The sequence below is a fragment of the Rhodanobacter sp. Root561 genome (assembly GCF_001427365.1).
Lineage (GTDB): Bacteria > Pseudomonadota > Gammaproteobacteria > Xanthomonadales > Rhodanobacteraceae > Rhodanobacter.
This window is the reverse complement of the sequence record NZ_LMGH01000001.1, coordinates 138441-153853: the sequence shown is the minus strand read 5'-3', so window position 1 is coordinate 153853 and position 15413 is coordinate 138441. Positions and strand designations below refer to the sequence as shown.

At 67.7% G+C, this 15413-nt stretch carries 17 protein-coding genes; 9 read left to right on the top strand and 8 right to left on the bottom strand.

All coding sequences use genetic code 11. The annotated features are described in order from the left end of the window. Positions 1-150 precede the first annotated feature (150 nt). Complete coding sequence (locus tag ASD55_RS00705; RefSeq protein WP_235577684.1) at positions 151-648, bottom strand: DUF4440 domain-containing protein; 498 nt, start codon at positions 646-648, stop codon at positions 151-153. Between the two features lie 281 nt (positions 649-929). Here ASD55_RS00705 and ASD55_RS00700 point away from each other — a divergent pair, with 281 nt between their 5' ends. The 8 genes from ASD55_RS00700 to ASD55_RS00665 all read left to right on the top strand — a co-directional run bounded on the left by ASD55_RS00700 (position 930) and on the right by ASD55_RS00665 (position 9253). Next, a complete protein-coding gene (locus tag ASD55_RS00700) occupies positions 930-2129 on the top strand; it encodes a M23 family metallopeptidase (protein WP_162248768.1) in 1200 nt (399 codons plus the stop codon). 178 nt (positions 2130-2307) lie between these two features. Next, the gene (locus ASD55_RS00695; protein ID WP_056762989.1) at positions 2308-3390 is read left to right on the top strand and encodes a histidine kinase; all 1083 of its coding nucleotides are present in this window, start codon (positions 2308-2310) and stop codon (positions 3388-3390) included. After that, the gene (locus ASD55_RS00690; RefSeq protein WP_056714813.1) at positions 3387-4142 is read left to right on the top strand and encodes a response regulator; all 756 of its coding nucleotides are present in this window, start codon (positions 3387-3389) and stop codon (positions 4140-4142) included. The genes ASD55_RS00695 and ASD55_RS00690 overlap by 4 nt, the downstream gene beginning before the upstream one ends. A 152-nt stretch (positions 4143-4294) precedes the next feature. Further along, a complete protein-coding gene (locus ASD55_RS00685; RefSeq protein ID WP_056714810.1) occupies positions 4295-4888 on the top strand; it encodes an AHH domain-containing protein in 594 nt (197 codons plus the stop codon). Between the two features lie 4 nt (positions 4889-4892). Beyond that, positions 4893-5471 carry a hypothetical protein gene (locus tag ASD55_RS00680; protein WP_056714807.1) on the top strand — a complete coding sequence of 193 codons (579 nt, stop codon included), beginning with the start codon at positions 4893-4895 and terminating at the stop codon, positions 5469-5471. A 937-nt stretch (positions 5472-6408) separates the two neighbouring features. Then, a complete protein-coding gene (locus tag ASD55_RS00675; RefSeq protein ID WP_056762986.1) occupies positions 6409-7419 on the top strand; it encodes a PD40 domain-containing protein in 1011 nt (336 codons plus the stop codon). After that, on the top strand, positions 7406-8377 hold the full coding sequence (locus ASD55_RS00670; RefSeq protein ID WP_056762984.1) for a PD40 domain-containing protein: 972 nt from the start codon (positions 7406-7408) through the stop codon (positions 8375-8377). The genes ASD55_RS00675 and ASD55_RS00670 overlap by 14 nt, the downstream gene beginning before the upstream one ends. Positions 8378-8437: 60 nt before the next feature. After that, the gene (locus ASD55_RS00665; protein WP_056762980.1) at positions 8438-9253 is read left to right on the top strand and encodes a hypothetical protein; all 816 of its coding nucleotides are present in this window, start codon (positions 8438-8440) and stop codon (positions 9251-9253) included. 21 nt (positions 9254-9274) lie between these two features. Here ASD55_RS00665 and ASD55_RS00660 read toward each other — a convergent pair whose 3' ends face one another. The 7 genes from ASD55_RS00660 to ASD55_RS00635 form a co-directional block, all read right to left on the bottom strand. Beyond that, a complete protein-coding gene (locus ASD55_RS00660; RefSeq protein ID WP_056762976.1) occupies positions 9275-10456 on the bottom strand; it encodes an AI-2E family transporter in 1182 nt (393 codons plus the stop codon). Between the two features lie 10 nt (positions 10457-10466). Next, on the bottom strand, positions 10467-10793 hold the full coding sequence (locus ASD55_RS00655) for a hypothetical protein (protein WP_056762973.1): 327 nt from the start codon (positions 10791-10793) through the stop codon (positions 10467-10469). Further along, a complete protein-coding gene (locus ASD55_RS00650; RefSeq protein ID WP_082542591.1) occupies positions 10790-11290 on the bottom strand; it encodes a hypothetical protein in 501 nt (166 codons plus the stop codon). The genes ASD55_RS00655 and ASD55_RS00650 overlap by 4 nt, the downstream gene beginning before the upstream one ends. Continuing rightward, on the bottom strand, positions 11287-11649 hold the full coding sequence (locus ASD55_RS00645) for a DUF883 family protein (protein ID WP_056713833.1): 363 nt from the start codon (positions 11647-11649) through the stop codon (positions 11287-11289). The genes ASD55_RS00650 and ASD55_RS00645 overlap by 4 nt, the downstream gene beginning before the upstream one ends. A 54-nt stretch (positions 11650-11703) precedes the next feature. Then, complete coding sequence (locus ASD55_RS17850; RefSeq protein ID WP_007809737.1) at positions 11704-11859, bottom strand: DUF1328 domain-containing protein; 156 nt, start codon at positions 11857-11859, stop codon at positions 11704-11706. A gap of 134 nt (positions 11860-11993) precedes the next feature. Further along, positions 11994-12617, bottom strand: coding sequence for a YbhB/YbcL family Raf kinase inhibitor-like protein (locus tag ASD55_RS00640; protein WP_056762970.1), 624 nt, complete (start codon positions 12615-12617; stop codon positions 11994-11996). A gap of 72 nt (positions 12618-12689) precedes the next feature. Further along, complete coding sequence (locus ASD55_RS00635) at positions 12690-13778, bottom strand: PQQ-dependent sugar dehydrogenase (protein ID WP_056762967.1); 1089 nt, start codon at positions 13776-13778, stop codon at positions 12690-12692. A gap of 99 nt (positions 13779-13877) precedes the next feature. Between ASD55_RS00635 and ASD55_RS00630 the strand changes: the two genes are divergently transcribed. After that, entirely contained in the window at positions 13878-15353 is a 1476-nt protein-coding gene (locus ASD55_RS00630) for an AAA family ATPase (RefSeq protein ID WP_056762962.1), read from the top strand. Positions 15354-15413: the final 60 nt, after the last annotated feature.

The window sequence follows — 15413 nt, the reverse complement described above, 5'->3', positions numbered from 1 at the left end:
AATCCCGAGGTTCGATGCCTGTCCCGCCGTTCGCCCCGAACGCAGGTGCGCAGCACCGAAGTCGAACGGCATCGACCCTCCACGCTCGATGGAACGGCGACCCATTCCACCGGTGAGCAGCTTCCATCTTCGGCGGGCAGACTCCCTGCGCTAGCCGGCAGCAGCCGCGCTGTGCTGGGAATACAGCGCGTGCCAGCGCCCGTCCACGTAGACGAAGACATCGGACGAACGCACACCGCTGGCCGCGCCCTGCTTCGGGTCGTGGAAGGTGAGGATCGCGGTGTCGCCGTGGATCACCACGTCCTGGCCCGACGGGTGCGTCTTCAGCCACGCCTCGACCTTGCGCCGCTCCTCGTCATTGCCGCGGTTCCTGGCGGCGTGCGCCATGATCGCGGCCTTCGCATGCACCGAGCCGTCGGCACTGATCGAGCGGTACTCGGGCAGCAGCAGGTCGTCGAGCCAGACGGTGTCGCCACCGAGCTCGGCTTCCAGCCAGTGCTGGTCGACTGCGATCACCGCTGCCCTCGAATGTTCTGCCTCTGCGCTGCCTGTCGCGGTGGCGACAGTCGCCGCAATGGTCCAGTTCACGGCCAGCACCAGCACGGCGATACACGCCACGGCCACGGAAAACCTGCGTTGCTTGTGCATTGCTGCGACCCTCTTTGCGCGGACGACATGCCGCCAGGCCAATGTGTGGCGCGTGCGCGTCTGCCGCATCATCGCGGTGACGAAGGCGCGCCATGTGGTGACAGGCGGATGAAACCAGGCACCCGGCGGTCATGGCATTGCACGGACGCCGCCCGTACCGCCGCCGTACCGCTTGTCATCGCCAAGGCGCCGGTCATCACCGTATCGGCGACAGCGACATCGGCCGCTGCCACCCTGCACGACTCCGGCGGCGGCGTCACGACGAGGAACCGAGCGTAGCCATGAAACCTCCCCTTGCGACAAACGCCTGGCTGGCCCTGGTGCTGATCGCGGCCTGCGCCATCGCCTCCCGCGCACACGGCGCTCCGGTTGGCGATGGGCTGGACCTGACGATTCCGCTACCGCCCACACCGGTGCGCGTGGAAGGTCATGGGCAGCTCGACTATGAGGTGTTGCTGGCCAATCGCTCCGACAAGCGCATCACGCTCGAGGAATTTGTCGTGCGCGACGGGCGCGACGGACGGCTCATCACCAAACTGTCGGGCAAGACGCTGGATCAGCACACCGCTCGCTTCGGCGCGGTGCCAGCGCCCGCGTCGAATCCGGAATCTTCGCTGCCAGTCGCGGGAACATTGATCGAGCCCGGCCAGCAGGTGGTGTTGTTCATTGATGTTTCCCTGCCGGGCCACCAAGGCATCGATACCCTCCGTCACTGCGTGAGCTATCGCGTTGCCGGGGCAAACGACACATCTCGGAGCAGCGGCGCTCCACTGGCATTGCCGCGGACCAGACCATCGCTGCTGGCGCCACCGCTGCGCGGCGGGCCGTGGGCCGCGATCCACGACGCGGACTGGCCGCGTGGCCACCGGCGCGTGTTCTACCGCGTCGACGGCCACGCCCGCCTGCCCGGCCGCTTCGCCATCGACTGGGTGAAGCTGGACGAACACGGCCGCTTCGCCACCGGCGACGCCGACCTGGCGCAGGCATGGTACGGCCACGGCGCCGACGTGCTGGCGGTGGCGGATGCACGCGTGGCGGCGGTGCGAGACGGCATGAACGAACCGTCGCGCATCTCGCAGCGCACGCATCACGCCCCCGAGGACGATGCGGGCAACTACGTGGCCCTGCAGCTTGCCGACGGCCGCTACGCGTTCTACGAACACCTGCGCAAGGACAGCATCCGCGTCGCCGTGGGCGAGCGCGTGCGTACGGGCCAGGTCATCGCAGCGCTGGGCTTCTCCGGCGAATCCACCGGCCCGCACCTGCACTTTCACGTCGCCGACGCGAGCTCACCGCTGGGTGGCGAAGGCCTGCCGTTCGAAATCCGCAGGTTCGAACGGCTGGGCCGCTACGACGATATCGCCCGGCTGGGCAAGCCATGGCGGCCCGCCGACGGCGACATCGTCCGGCACCACGAATGGCCCGGCGGCAACACGGTGGTGAGGTTTGCTGATGATCCGGCGCCTGACAGCGGACGATGAATCCCGCCGACTCCACGGCACCAGCACCCCGCAGGTCACCGCGGCGATGCCGCTGTCATCACGACGCGCGATAGGGCGCGCTGCACGCGTCGATCGTCCAGCACTGTTCCATCCCGCGCCACGGCGGCACACTGCCGTCCTGACGTGTCACCCATCGACTGAAGCGCGGGAGCATCGCATGAGGCACGAGTCCACCCGCTGGAAGAAACACGCACTGGCGCTCACCTTCTGGACCGGGCTGGCGCTGTCCTATGCGCTGAGCGGCGGGCTGTCATCGATCAGCGAAGGCTATCCGCCGAACTGGTTGCGCGCGCTCAGCTGGAACCTTTCCAACTTCTGGTTGTGGATGGCGCTGGTGCCGCTGGTCGGCTGGCTGGGCCGGCAGACCGCTGGGCACAGCTGGCGCCGCTTCTTCGCCGTGCAGGTGCCGGCCAGCCTGGGCGTGGCGCTGCTGCAACTGCTCGCCCACCTGGTGCTGTTCTGGAACCTCAGCGGCCCCGGGCGGATGGAGGTGCACACGCTGGCCGCGTACATCCGCATGGAGTTCGCCTACAGTTTCCACCTGGCCGTGCTCACCTACTGGGTGATCCTGGTGGTGTTGCGCGGGATGGAATCGCGCCGCCACCTGCGCGACGAGCGGCTGCGCCGCACACAGCTGGAGACGCAGCTGGCGCAGGCGCAACTGCAAGCGCTACGCATGCAGCTGCAGCCGCACTTCCTGTTCAACACGCTCAACGCGATCTCCGCGCTGGCACTGGCCGACCCGCTGCAGGCGCGGCTGATGATCGCGCGGCTCAGCGACTTCCTGCGGCTCACCCTGGAGGAGCGCCACGCGCCGCAGGTGCCGCTGTCGCGCGAGCTGGAATTCCTCGCCTGCTACCTCGGCATCCAGCAGGTACGTTTCCAGGACCGGCTCAGCACCGAGCTCGACGTGGACGACGACACGCTGGCCGCGGCCGTGCCGAACCTGATCCTGCAACCGCTGGTGGAGAACGCGCTGCGCCACGGCCTGCAGGACAAGCCCGGCGCCGGCATCCTGCGCATTTCCACCCGCCGCGACGGCGACCACCTGCAACTGCGCGTCGACGACGACGGCCTCGGCCTGCCATCGGCGGGCACGGCCGAAGGCATCGGCCTGGGCAACACGCGCTCGCGCCTGCGCATGCTGTTCGGCGACGCGGCGCAGCTCGAACTCAGCGCGATTCCCGGCGGCGGCACCCGCGCCGAAGTGCGCCTGCCCTACGTCGAGCACGCCGCATGAGCACGCCGCGCCTGCGCACCGTGCTGGTCGACGACGAAGTGCTGGCGCGCCTCGCCCTGCGCCAGGCGCTGGCCAGCCACGACGAAGTGGAAATCGTCGGCGAATGCGGCAACGCCGCCGAGGCGATGCAGGCCGTGCGCGTGCTGCGTCCCGACCTGCTGTTCCTCGACATCCAGATGCCCGGCATGGACGGCTTCGAACTGCTCGACGAACTCGCCCCCGACCGCCTGCCGCTGGTGGTGTTCGCCACCGCCTTCGCCGAACACGCGCTGCGCGCGTTCGACGCGATGGCGCTCGATTACGTGCTCAAGCCGATCGAACAAGCCCGCTTCGACCAGGCCATGGCGCGCGTCAACCAGCACTGGCAAGGCCTGCACGCCACTGCCGGCCCGGCGCTCGAAAGCGCGGCCGCCGGGGGCTACGCCCAGCGCCTCAGCGTGCGCCACGGCGAACACATCCGCGTGCTCGCCGTCGACGACATCGACTGGATCCGCGCCGACGGCAACTACCTGCACATCCACGTCGGCCCCGTCCGCTACCTGCACCGCGACACCTTGCGCCACGTGCTGGCGCAACTCGACCCCGCCCAGTTCCTGCGCATCCACCGCGGCACCCTGGTCAACCTGGCGCGGGTTCGCGAGGTGCATCCGATGTTCAAGGGCGGGGCGGAAGTGGTGCTGCATGACGGGACGCGGCTGGATCTGAGTCGGCGGTTTCGGGCCGGGGCAAGGGCGGTGCTGGGGTTGCGCTGACGTTGCGCGCTGGGCCCGACTAACCGCGTTACATCATCGGCCGGTTGATCGTTGTCACCGATGGGCATTACGCACTAACCTTGATGCAGGTTGGTGCGCTTGTTCCGACGAAGCGTCCTGGCTTATTGGCTGATGCATACAGGAAGAAGAACATGGGCAAAGGAAGTCCGAACCTCGTCGTGCCGCCGACCGATACGACAGAAGACATTCTCAACCTGACGGTCGAAGCCAACTTTATCGTCCCGACGGACGCGCACGCCAATGCGTACGAACTCAGGAACGAGCTTCTTCTGCAGCGACGTCTGGCCCGAGTGCGCTACGAAAACGGTGTGACCTTGCCGGCGAAGGCGAAGAAGCTCCGTGCCGACGCGAACCGCAAGGTGAGGCATTCGCGAACACTCGCTCGCAACATCTCGAAGGCTACCGGCAGCACCAAGCATGCCGAAGCCGATGCGCATCACATCGTGGCCGCAGCCGACAAACGCGCGAGCCGTTCGCGGACACTGCTGTTTCGTTGGGGTATTGGCATCAACGATGCGGACAACGGCGTCTATCTTCCGAAGAAATGGTCGTCCGTAGTTCCAGGTCTCGATGCGGCGACAGCACATGAAGTCATTCACACGACGGCCTACCACCTCGCAGTGACCTCGCGGCTGATCCTCGCGAAGCCTTCGAACCAGGCAAACGGCCGGAAGGCTCTGCAAGACATCCGGTACGACATCCTCAATGATGAATTCGACTACTGAGGTGATGGAAGTGAAGGTATGGGAACTCAAAAGTGGCTCCGTCAATGACTTCGCTCCGTTGGTCTTTGCCAGCGACAAGGACGTCGAGTCGGGCATGTTCGACGCCACTGGCGCCAACCTCTCCTGGTCAAGCAAGCCCAAGGTCGAAGTGTTCGTCGAACCTGGAAAGAAGAAACCCAGGCCGCTGGCGGACGTCAGTGCGCTGACGCCTGGTGCCTTGGTCATGAATGACAAGTCGAAGACGGCGCTCGAGCCCTTCCTGTCACGTTTCGGGCAGTTCTTGGAGATGGACTGCGCGGGTGAATCGCGCTGGTTCTACAACGTGACGAATCTCATCCCATGCATCGACGAGGCTCGCTCGGCCAAGCGTCCGAGCGGCTCGATCGTGAAAGAAGCATTCATTGAGGAACGGGTGCCAGTCGACGCGGCCGTGTTCAAGGACCCGCTGACCGCCGCCGCGGTGCTCTATGTCAACGAAGCGGGCAAGGCTGCTTTGGAAACCATCATTGCCGATGCCGCCATCGTGGGCATGGCCTTTACCGAACCCGGTCCACCGCCGAAAAAGCCCCGCCCGCGTTACTGAGCCAACCTCAAGGGCCAGAGTGAACTTTCTCTGCGAACATGTGATTCGACCTGCTTCCGCCTACTCCATGGTTCGGCATACCGCTGCAACTACTGATAGAGATGCGCCTGAATCGCGATGAAGGCTTCGCGTATTGCGGGCACCGGGCCGAGCAGGCGCTTGGCATCGTTGGTGCCACGAAAAACGGGGTCGGGTTCACTTAGGCACCGATCTGGCCACGCGGGCCGCGCGGGGCGACATGCATATCCATCAACCAAAGCTCGAGTCAGAGTTCACTTTCGAGTGACCGTTTCATGCCGAGACTTGCCAGCTCTCGCAACCGCGCAGCGGTTGCGCACCGAGTGCGGGCCACGATGGTCCGCTGCTCTACCCGCGGCCCCTGTGCGGCGGTGAGGCGGGGTCGACAGGCCGCGCAGCGGGAGCCGACAGGGATGTCGGCTCCTTTTCGCCAGGGCAGGATGCCCTGTCGAAAAGCCCGGCCACGGCTCACGGGCTTGTTGGGCAGGATGCCCAACAAGCGCCAAGCGGGGTGGCCTTTCTCTTTGGTTATCTTTCTCTTTGGCCACGCAAAGAGAAAGTAACTCGGCTGCCGCAGGCAGACGAAAGCTCTTGCTCTAAGCGCAAGCTTCGCGGCAGGCCTACCAGCTGAAGTGCGATGCCTGCCTTCGCAGGCATGACAGAGTGGGGGCTGCGAGGTTTGTCGGCGTGAACGATGCGAGCGGGCCGTTCGGGAGTGAGCGCGGGAGCGGCAAAAGCATCGCACGCCCTCATACAACGGGCCTGGCGTGCAGCGCGAAGATTCCGCGGTGAGGCGGAGCCGATTGTCCCGCGCTGACAACCGCTGATCACAGCGACCCTCCGCTCGTCACAAAGCGGCGGCGATGCGCTGGCGCCGCTGCGCAGACTCGGCCGCACATCATCGCGCCGAGGAACACGCATGGCCCACCGCTCGCTCACCCTGCTCGCCAGCGGCCTCGTCGCGCTGGGTATTTTCGGCACGACCGCAACCCACGCCGCCAGCGTGACTTCCCCATCGCCAGAAGTCTTCGCCCCCGGCGCGATCTCCGGTCCTTCCGGCGTGGATTGCCTGACCTTTGCGCCGGACGGCAATACCGTCTACTTCGACGAACAGGCGCGCTGGAACGGTTTCATCATGGAAGCGCATCGCGTGGGCAATGGCTGGTCGACGCCGCGGATCGCCTCGTTCTCCGGGCAATGGCAGGACCACGATCCGGCGATGGCGCCGGACGGTTCGTTCCTGGTGTACACCTCCAACCGGGCCGCGGTGGCCGGTGGGGCGGCGCTGCATGGCGGCCAGCTGTGGCGGGTCGACCGCCACGGCAGCGGCTGGGGCGAACCGCAGCGATTGCCCGACGCGGTGAACGTGGGCACCAGCATGTACGCGCCCAGCGTGGCGGCGAACGGCGACGTGTACTACCAGCGGCGCGACGAGGCCACCCACGAATTCCATCTCTACCGCACGGCCTGGCGCGATGGCCGCTATCAGGCACCGCAGCGCCTCGCGCTGGGTGATCCGGCCGCACACGAACTCGATCCGGCGGTGGCGCCGGACCAGTCGTTCATCGTGTTCGACGCGAACTACGCGGGCAAGGACAAACCCGACCGGCTGTACATCGCCTTCCGCGACGGCGCGGGCTGGAGCGCGCCGGTCGACCTCGGCGACGCGGTGAACCGCTATGAGCCCTGGGGTTCGCACCTCGGCCCGGACGCCCGCACGCTGTACTTCACCAGCAACTACACGGCGAAGGTGAGCTACCCGCGCACGGGCGCGCAGGCGCGGGACGACCTGGCGCGGATGCGCGCGTGGGACAACGGCAACGATCACATCTGGAAAATGTCGCTGGCACCGTGGCTCGACGCGCCGCGCTCGCGCGAAGCCGCGGCAAGCCCCCATCACTCGACAGGGAACAGCCATGACGCCACGTAACCTCGCCTTCGTCGCCAGCCTCGCACTCGCCTTCGCATCACCACTCGCCTGCGCCGGCGCGCTGCTGGGGGCAGGGGTGATCTCCACCGGCCTGCAGGAAACCTCGGTCGCGCTGACGCCGGACGGAAACACGCTGTACTTCATGCGCTCGGATTTCGCCGAAGCCGACGACACCATCATGGTCTCGCATCGCGCGGGCGATCGCTGGTCGACGCCGCAGGTCGCCGGGTTCTCCGGCGAGTGGCACGACTCCGAGCCGACGCTGTCGCCCGATGGCCGGCGCCTGTACTTCGTCTCCAACCGGCCGCTGCGGCCGGGCGGCACACCAGTGACGGCGACGATGAACGGACGCAGTTTTCCCGGCACGAACCTGTGGTTCGTCGAACGGCAGGCCGCTGGCGGATGGGCCGCGCCGGTGCACGTCGACGGCGCACTCAACGACGGCGCGATGATCTACAACCCGTCGGTGGCGGCCAACGGCGACATCTACTTCTCGGCCCATCGCGCGGATTCCGGCAAGGCGTACCAGATCTACGTGGCACGCGATCACGGCCATGCCGTGCCGGAGCAGGTGCCGCTGGGCGATCCCGCGAACAACCGCATGGACCCCGCGGTGGACCCGGCCGGGCGCTTCCTTCTGTACGCCGGCAATGAGGGCGATGCGCTGGGCAGCGCCGACATCTACATCGTGTTCCGCCAGCCCGATGGCGGCTGGGGCAAGCCCGAGCACCTGGGCGACGACGTCAACAGCCGCACGCTGGAAAACGCGCCGTCGCTGGGGCCGGCGTTCGGCGAACTGTTCGTGTCGAGCGCGCGCCGCGACGAGCTGCGGTTTCCGAAGCCCCGCGACGACGCGGATTCGCTGCAGCGGCGGCTGCAGTCGCCGCTGAACGGCTCGCGCAATCTCTGGCGCTTCGACATTTCCGGGGTGTTGCGCGCCCATGGCATCGCGCACTGACCGGCCATCGCGCCCGCGTCGATGGACGACCGTCGACAGCACCCACTTCTGGAGTCCGTCATGACCCGCCGCTTCCGCGCCGCCCGCCTTCTCGCCTTGTGCGTTTCGATGTCTTGCCTGGGCATCTCATGGGTCCATGCCGAACCCGCCACGAACTTCCTGCGCCCCGAACTCAAGGTGGGCGAACACTTGTCCGACGTGTTCGCCAAGACCGTCTCGACCCGGGGCGCGGGGTTCGAGGAAAAGGTCGATCGCATCAGCGGCACCGCCGACTACACGGTGACCGGCGTGACGGCGAAGTCCTTCGTCTTCGACGAAGCCGATCGTTACGACGGCCATCCGGCCAACGGGCCGGTGCACGGCATCGAGATCCTTCGCGACGGCATCACCAACTGCCATGCGGGCAAGTGCCGCATCAACGACCAGACCAGCGGCGTGATCTTCAATCCCTTGCTGTGGGGCAAGGCGCCGGAGCAGCTCCGCGCCGGCGTGAGCTGGGACGTCGCCATCCCCAGGCCCTGGGAAATCGGCCCGGCCGGAACGGAACAGGTGCACGTGCTGCGTGCCGATCCGCGCGACGGGGTCGTCACGCTGACCCGCACCGACAGCGGCGAAGGCCCGTCGTCCGACGACCAGTCGCGCGAGAAAAGGGGCAAGCCGATGCAGATCACCACCACCGCCGGCAAGACCATCGAGGTGTCGGTGATCCCGGGCAAGGCCAGCTGGAGCGGCTACACGACGATCCGCCAAGGCGTCATCATCAGCGACGTGATCATGGTGCAGCGGCACGTGACGCTGGTATCCGCGAGCGGCGACAGGTTCGAAGGCGAGCAGCGTTCCTATACCTTGCTCAACCTGTCGCGGGACGACCTCTGACGGACACGACGCGGATCGCGCTCAGCGCTGCACGATGTGGGCGAACCACTCCCAGCCGCGCACGCGTTCGGTGATCAGCTTGGTGCAGGTCAGCATCGGCACGGCCAGCAGCGCGCCGGGGATGCCCCACAGCCAGCCCCATACGAGCAGCCACAGCAGGATCGCGATGGGACTCAGCCGCATGCTGGCGCCCTGGATCAGCGGGGTGATCAGGTTGCCTTCCACCGCGGTGATGCCGGCGAAGGTCAGCACCGGCAGGAACACTTCGAGGCTGGCGTCGTTGGCGTACAGCATGCACACCACCGCCAGCAAGGTGGTGGTGACGATCGCGCCCACATAGGGAATGAAGTTGGCGAACATCGCCACCGCGCCCCACAGCAGCGGGTCGGGCACCTTGTACAGCCACAGCATGCCGGCGGTGATCGCGCCGAGGCTGGCGTTGATCAGCAATGCGGTGAGCAGGTAGCGCGAGATCTCGGTCTGGATGCCGCGCACGATCGTCACCGCGTGTCGTTTGTAGGCGAAGCTGGGGGTGATCTCGACCAGCCGGCGCAGCATCGAATCGCCGTAGATCAGGAAGAAGAACACCAGCAGCAGCACGCTGAGCACGGCCGCCAGCACCTTCGGCGCGGTCGAGACCACGTCCCAGGCGCTGATCGAGATCGGCGCGGACTGCGGCACGGCCGCGCGGGTACTGGAACCGCTGACCAGGGTCTGGGTGGCACGGTTGGCTGCCTCCAGCGGCTTGGTGAAGCTGCGCAGCTTCGGCACGAAACTCCGGATCGCGGTGGGCGCGCCGTGGAACCAGCCGATGGCCGGCTGGGCCAGCAGGCCGACGCCGCTGCCGATGCCGGTGATCAGGCCGATCATCAGCACCATCGCGGTAAGCCAGCGGGGGATGCGCACACGGGCGCCGAAGGCCACGATGGGATTCAGCGCCAGGCCGATGAAGGCGGCCAGCACCAGCGGGATCAGCAAGGCCTTGGTCAGCGTGATGGTGTACAGCAGGGCCAGCAGCAGCAAGGCGTTGAAGACCAGGCGGATCGCACGCAGGTGGCGGCGTATGCCCAGCACCGGGTTGCGTCGCCGCAGTGGGGTGTCCGGGCCGGGCGGCGGTTCGAGCTCTTCGGCGACCGCGACCTCGGCGACGACGCCAACGGAAGTGCCGGGCGCCAGCGTCGGCAGTGGTTCGGGTTCGCTCATGCCGGTTTGCTCATGCCTGTTCGCCGGGCTCGGCGATGTCCGCCGCGGCGTGTTTCGCCATGCTGACCTCGGCGAAGTCGGCCACCAGCCGGGTGCCCTGCGCCACCACTTCGGCAAGGCCGCCGCTCAACAGCGAGCCGAATCCCGGCACGCGCAGCGGATGCACGTCCAGCGTGCCCAACACCACTCCGGCACCGGCGGCCACGCCCACCGTGGTCAACGGGTTTTCGCGGCCGCGGGCGAGCAGCCGCGCGGCTGGCGCGGCGAGTTCATGCCGCGCCAGCCGCATGCGCAGCTGGGCGGATTTCACTTTGGCCAGGCGGTCGAACAGGCTCATGGCGTTCCCCCATCACGCTGCCCGGAAGGTGCGGCCGGCTTGTCCGCGTCCTCGTGCAGCGTTTCGCGCATCATCGCACCCCATTCGCTGCGTGTGGCGGGCAGGCTCATCCAGTGCATGCAGCGGCGGAACAGGATGATCGCGCCGAGCAGGAACAGCAGTTGCAGCACGGCCAGCCCCAGCAACGCCCAGAACCACGAACCCCACCACGCGGCCAGCGCCACGCCGACCAGGCCCAGCAGGGTCAGGCCAAGCCCCACGCCCGCGACGGTGGCTGCCAGCGCGGCCAGCAGCATCCACGAAACGGCGCTGCGCGCCAGCCCCAGCTCGGCAGCCAGCAAGGCCAGCTGGGCGCCGAAAAGATGCCGGATGGCGCGCCCGAACTGGCCCAGTTCGGCGAGCAGACCAGACGACAGCGGCGCCGGGTCCGGCGCCGCTGTCGCATGAGTCGATGCACCGTCGCCGTTCACGGGATCGGTCTGGTCCGGATGGCTCACCGCCGCAGGATGCGGCCGAGCAGCCAGCCGGCGCCCAGCGCGATGGCCACCGACTGCACCGGCTTCTCGCGCACGTAGTCACGCGCCTGCTCCAGCCAGGCATCGGCGCGATCCATCGTCTGGTCATACACCTCGCGGCTGCGCTCGCTGACCTCGGCAGCCTTGTCGCTGGCCTTGTGCGCCGCGCCGGCCGCCTTGTCGGTGGCGCGGTGCAGGCCTTCCTCGACGTGGTCGGCGGCACGCTCGACGCTGTCCTTGGTGCTGGCGACGGCGGCCGACGTGGCCTGCTTGATCCGCTCGGCGCGCTCGTCGATGCGATCGCCGGCCGGCTGGTCGTTGCTGCTGACTTGATTGTTCATTGCTTGGCTCCGGAAAGACTCAGTATGGCGCGCCCGCGTCGCGATCGGCAGGGGTCAACTGGCGCGGCGGAAAAAGGCGATGATCGCCAGGATCAGGAAGATCACGAACAGGATCTTGGCGATGCCGGCAGCGGCGCCGGCGATGCCGCCGAAACCCAGCACGGCGGCGATGATGGCGATGACCAGGAAAACCAGGGCGTAGTGAAGCATGGGGGGATCCTCGGGTGGGGGTGTAGGCCGCGGAGCATCCGCGTGCCGCCATTCACCCATAGCCCGTGCCTTGCGGGCGTGAAGGGAAGCCCTGTCTGCCTGCACGCGGCGCCGACGTTCAGCGCCGCGACAGTTCAGCCAGCCACGTCCGGGTTGAGCGTGCAGGTGCCGACCAACTCGGCCTGCTCCAGCACGTGGCCCGCCATCGCCGCGCGCAGCTCGGCCAGCGAAAAGCCGGTGACCAGCGGCAACGCCGCCACGTCCAGCGCGTACACGGTGAAGTGGTAGTGGTGCAGCAACGCGTCGTTCCACGGCGGGCACGGGCCGTCGTAGCCGAGGTATTCGCCGCCCATGTCGGCATCGCCGCCGAACCAGCCGGTGAAATCGTTCACGCCCTGCACGCTGCCGGGCGGGCCGAACGGTTCGCGCTTGCCGCGCGGGGTGATCCCGTCGCTGCATGCACCGGCGGCAAGCTCGCCGCACTCGGCCGGGATGTTGGCCATCAGCCAGTGCACGAACTCCACCCGCGGCAGGTCCGCGGGCACGGTACGACCGGGTTGGTTCACGTCGTCGCCGCGGCTGGGCACGTCCGGGTCGATGCAGGTGAGCACGAACGAACGGGTGGCCGACGGCGCGTTCTTCCAGGCCAGATGCGGGCTGTGGTTGTCGGACAGCGCGAACGGATCGGCGCGCTTGCCAAAGGTGAAGGTGGCCGGAATCGGCTGGTTGTTTTCGAAGTTGTCGCTGCGTAGTTGCATGGTGTGTGTCCACCTGGTTGGGTGTGGAGTGCGCTTCCTGCCGGCGCACGAATGACGAGCGTGACGCGAAACTCAGGGCTTGTACGTCACCCGATACACCGCGCCGGCCAGGTCGTCGCTGACCAGCACGCTGCCGTCGGCCAGCGGCTGCACGTCGGCCGGGCGGCCCCAGGCGCTCTCGTCCTGTTCGAAGCCGGTGATCAGTGGTGCGTACGACAACACCTTGTCGCCCTTGACGCGCACCGTCATCACCCGGTAGCCGGATTTCCGCGTGCGGTTCCACGAGCCGTGTTCGGCCACGATGATCGCGCCCTTGTAGTTGGCCGGGAACTGGTTGCCGTCGTAGAAGCGCATGCCGAGCGAGGCGACGTGCGCACCGAGTTTCAGCACGGGCGGCACGTAATCCTTGCAGCTCCTGCCCTTGCCGAAGTCCGGATCGAGCGTGTCGCCCTGGTGACAGTACGGGTAGCCGAAGTGCTGGCCGGTCGCCGTGATCTCGTTCAGTTCGTCGCTGGGGGTGTCGTCGCCGAGCAGGTCGCGGCCGTTGTCGGTGAACCACAGGTGGCCGCTGCCGGGCTGCCAGTCGAAGCCGACCGTGTTGCGGATGCCGCGGGCCACGTCTTCCCAATCGCTGCCGTCGGGATTCATGCGGATCAGCTTGCCGTGATCCGGCGCCGGATCGCAGATGTTGCAGGGCGCGCCGATCGGCACGTACAGCTTGCCGTCGGGACCGAAGGCGAGGAACTTGCCGCCGTGATGGGTCTCGGTGGGCAGCTTGTCGGTGACCAGCTCGGGCTTCGGTGGCGCGTCCAGGTGCTGCTCGATGTCGCGCAGCACCACGATCCGGCTCACCGCCGACACGTACAGGTCGCCATCGTGGAAGGCCACGCCCATCGGCAGTTGCAGGCCACTGGCGATGACCCGCACCTGGTCGGCCACGCCGTCGCCATCGCGGTCGGTGAGCGCATAGACCTTGCCCGCGCCGGTGGAGCCGACGAACACGGTGCCGTTGGCGCCCACCGCCATTTCGCGGGCGTTCGGCACCTGGTCGGCATACAGCGCAACGTGGAAACCTTTCGGCAGGACCAGCCTGTCCAGCTTCGTCGCCGCCAGCGCGGGCAACGACGAGCCAAGCAGCAACAACGACAACAGCAGGCGCATGGCGGCGCTCCTTCGGTGGACGGAAGGCCAGCGTATATCGCCGCGCGTGAAGCCAGAAGCGTCGGCGCTCTGTAAACTCTTCCTCTTCGAGGGGGAAACATGAGCGAATTGCAGGATCTCACCACGCTGGTTCGCGCGGCCACGCCGCTGCTGGTGATCGAGACGGTAGACGAGCAGCGGGTGATCGAGTGCTTCCGCCACGTGATTGCCCAGGCACTGCATCCGCTGTGGCGCTGGACCCTCACCGACGGCCTGAACCGGCTCGACTTCGCCCAGCGCGAGGGCGACGTGGCGCCGGACGCCACCGCCACGCTGGACGCGATCCGCGCCCAGGGCGAGCGCGGCATCTACCTGATGTTCGACTTCCACAGCCTGCTGCGCTACGCGATGAGCCTGCGCCAGTTGCGCGAGATCGTGCAGCGCCAGCGTTCGGCCGCGCACACCATCGTGCTGGTCGGCGCCAAGGTGGAGCTGCCCGAGGAGCTGGAGGCGCTGGCCTTGCGGGTGCCGCTGTCGTTGCCCGACATCAAGGAGCTGGCCGGCATCCTGCGCGCCGAGGCGGTGGCCTGGCAGCGCGAACAGAACCGCAAGATCGAGGTGGACAACGACGCCGCGCGCACCATCGTGCGCAACCTGCTGGGGCTGTCCGCGCCGGATGCGCGGCGCATCGTGCGCAAGCTGATCTACGCCGACGGCGCACTGGGGGCGAGCGACCTGCCGGTGCTGATGCAGTCCAAGTTCGACCTGCTCAACCGTTCCGGCCTGCTGCATTACGAATACGCCACCGCCAGCTTCGCCGACATCGCCGGGGTCAGCCGCGTGCGCGAGTGGGTGCAGCGCCGGCGCGCGGTGTTCCTCGCCGCCACGCCCGATCCCGCGCTCGACCCGCCCAAGGGCGTGCTGTTGCTCGGCGTGCAGGGTTGCGGCAAGAGCCTGGCGGCGAAGGCGATTGCCGGCGGCTTCGGCGTGCCGCTGGTGCGGCTGGATTTCGGCACGCTGTACAACAAGTACCAGGGCGAGACCGAAAAGAACCTGCGCGAGGCGCTGGCCAGCACCGAACTGCTGTCGCCGTGCGTGCTGTGGATCGACGAGATCGAGAAGGGCCTGGCCGGCGGCGGCGATGACGGCGGGGTGTCGCGCCGCGTGCTCGGTTACCTGCTGACCTGGATGGCCGAGCGCAGGGCCAAGGTGTTCGTCGTCGCCACCGCCAACGCGGTGCACGAACTGCCCGCCGAGCTGCTGCGCAAGGGCCGCTTCGACGAGATATTCTTCGTCGACCTGCCGCGCATGCCGGCACGCGAGCAGATCTTCGAGATGCATCTGGCCCGCCGCAAGCTCGACCCGGCCAGCTTCGAGCTGCCCGCGCTGGCGGCGGCAAGCGAAGGCTTTTCCGGCGCGGAAATCGAACAGACCATCGTCAGCGCGCTGTATGACGCGGCCGGCAACGGCACGCCGCCGGACCAGCCGACCCTGCTCCATGCCCTCAAGCAGACCCGCCCGCTGTCGGTGCTGATGCGCGAACAGGTGGACGCGCTGCGGGCCTGGGCGCAGGGGCGTTGCGTGGCGGCGGACTGACGCCCGGTTTCAATCCAGCAGGTCGCGCATGGCGCTTTCGGGACCGGCCTTGCCGCATGC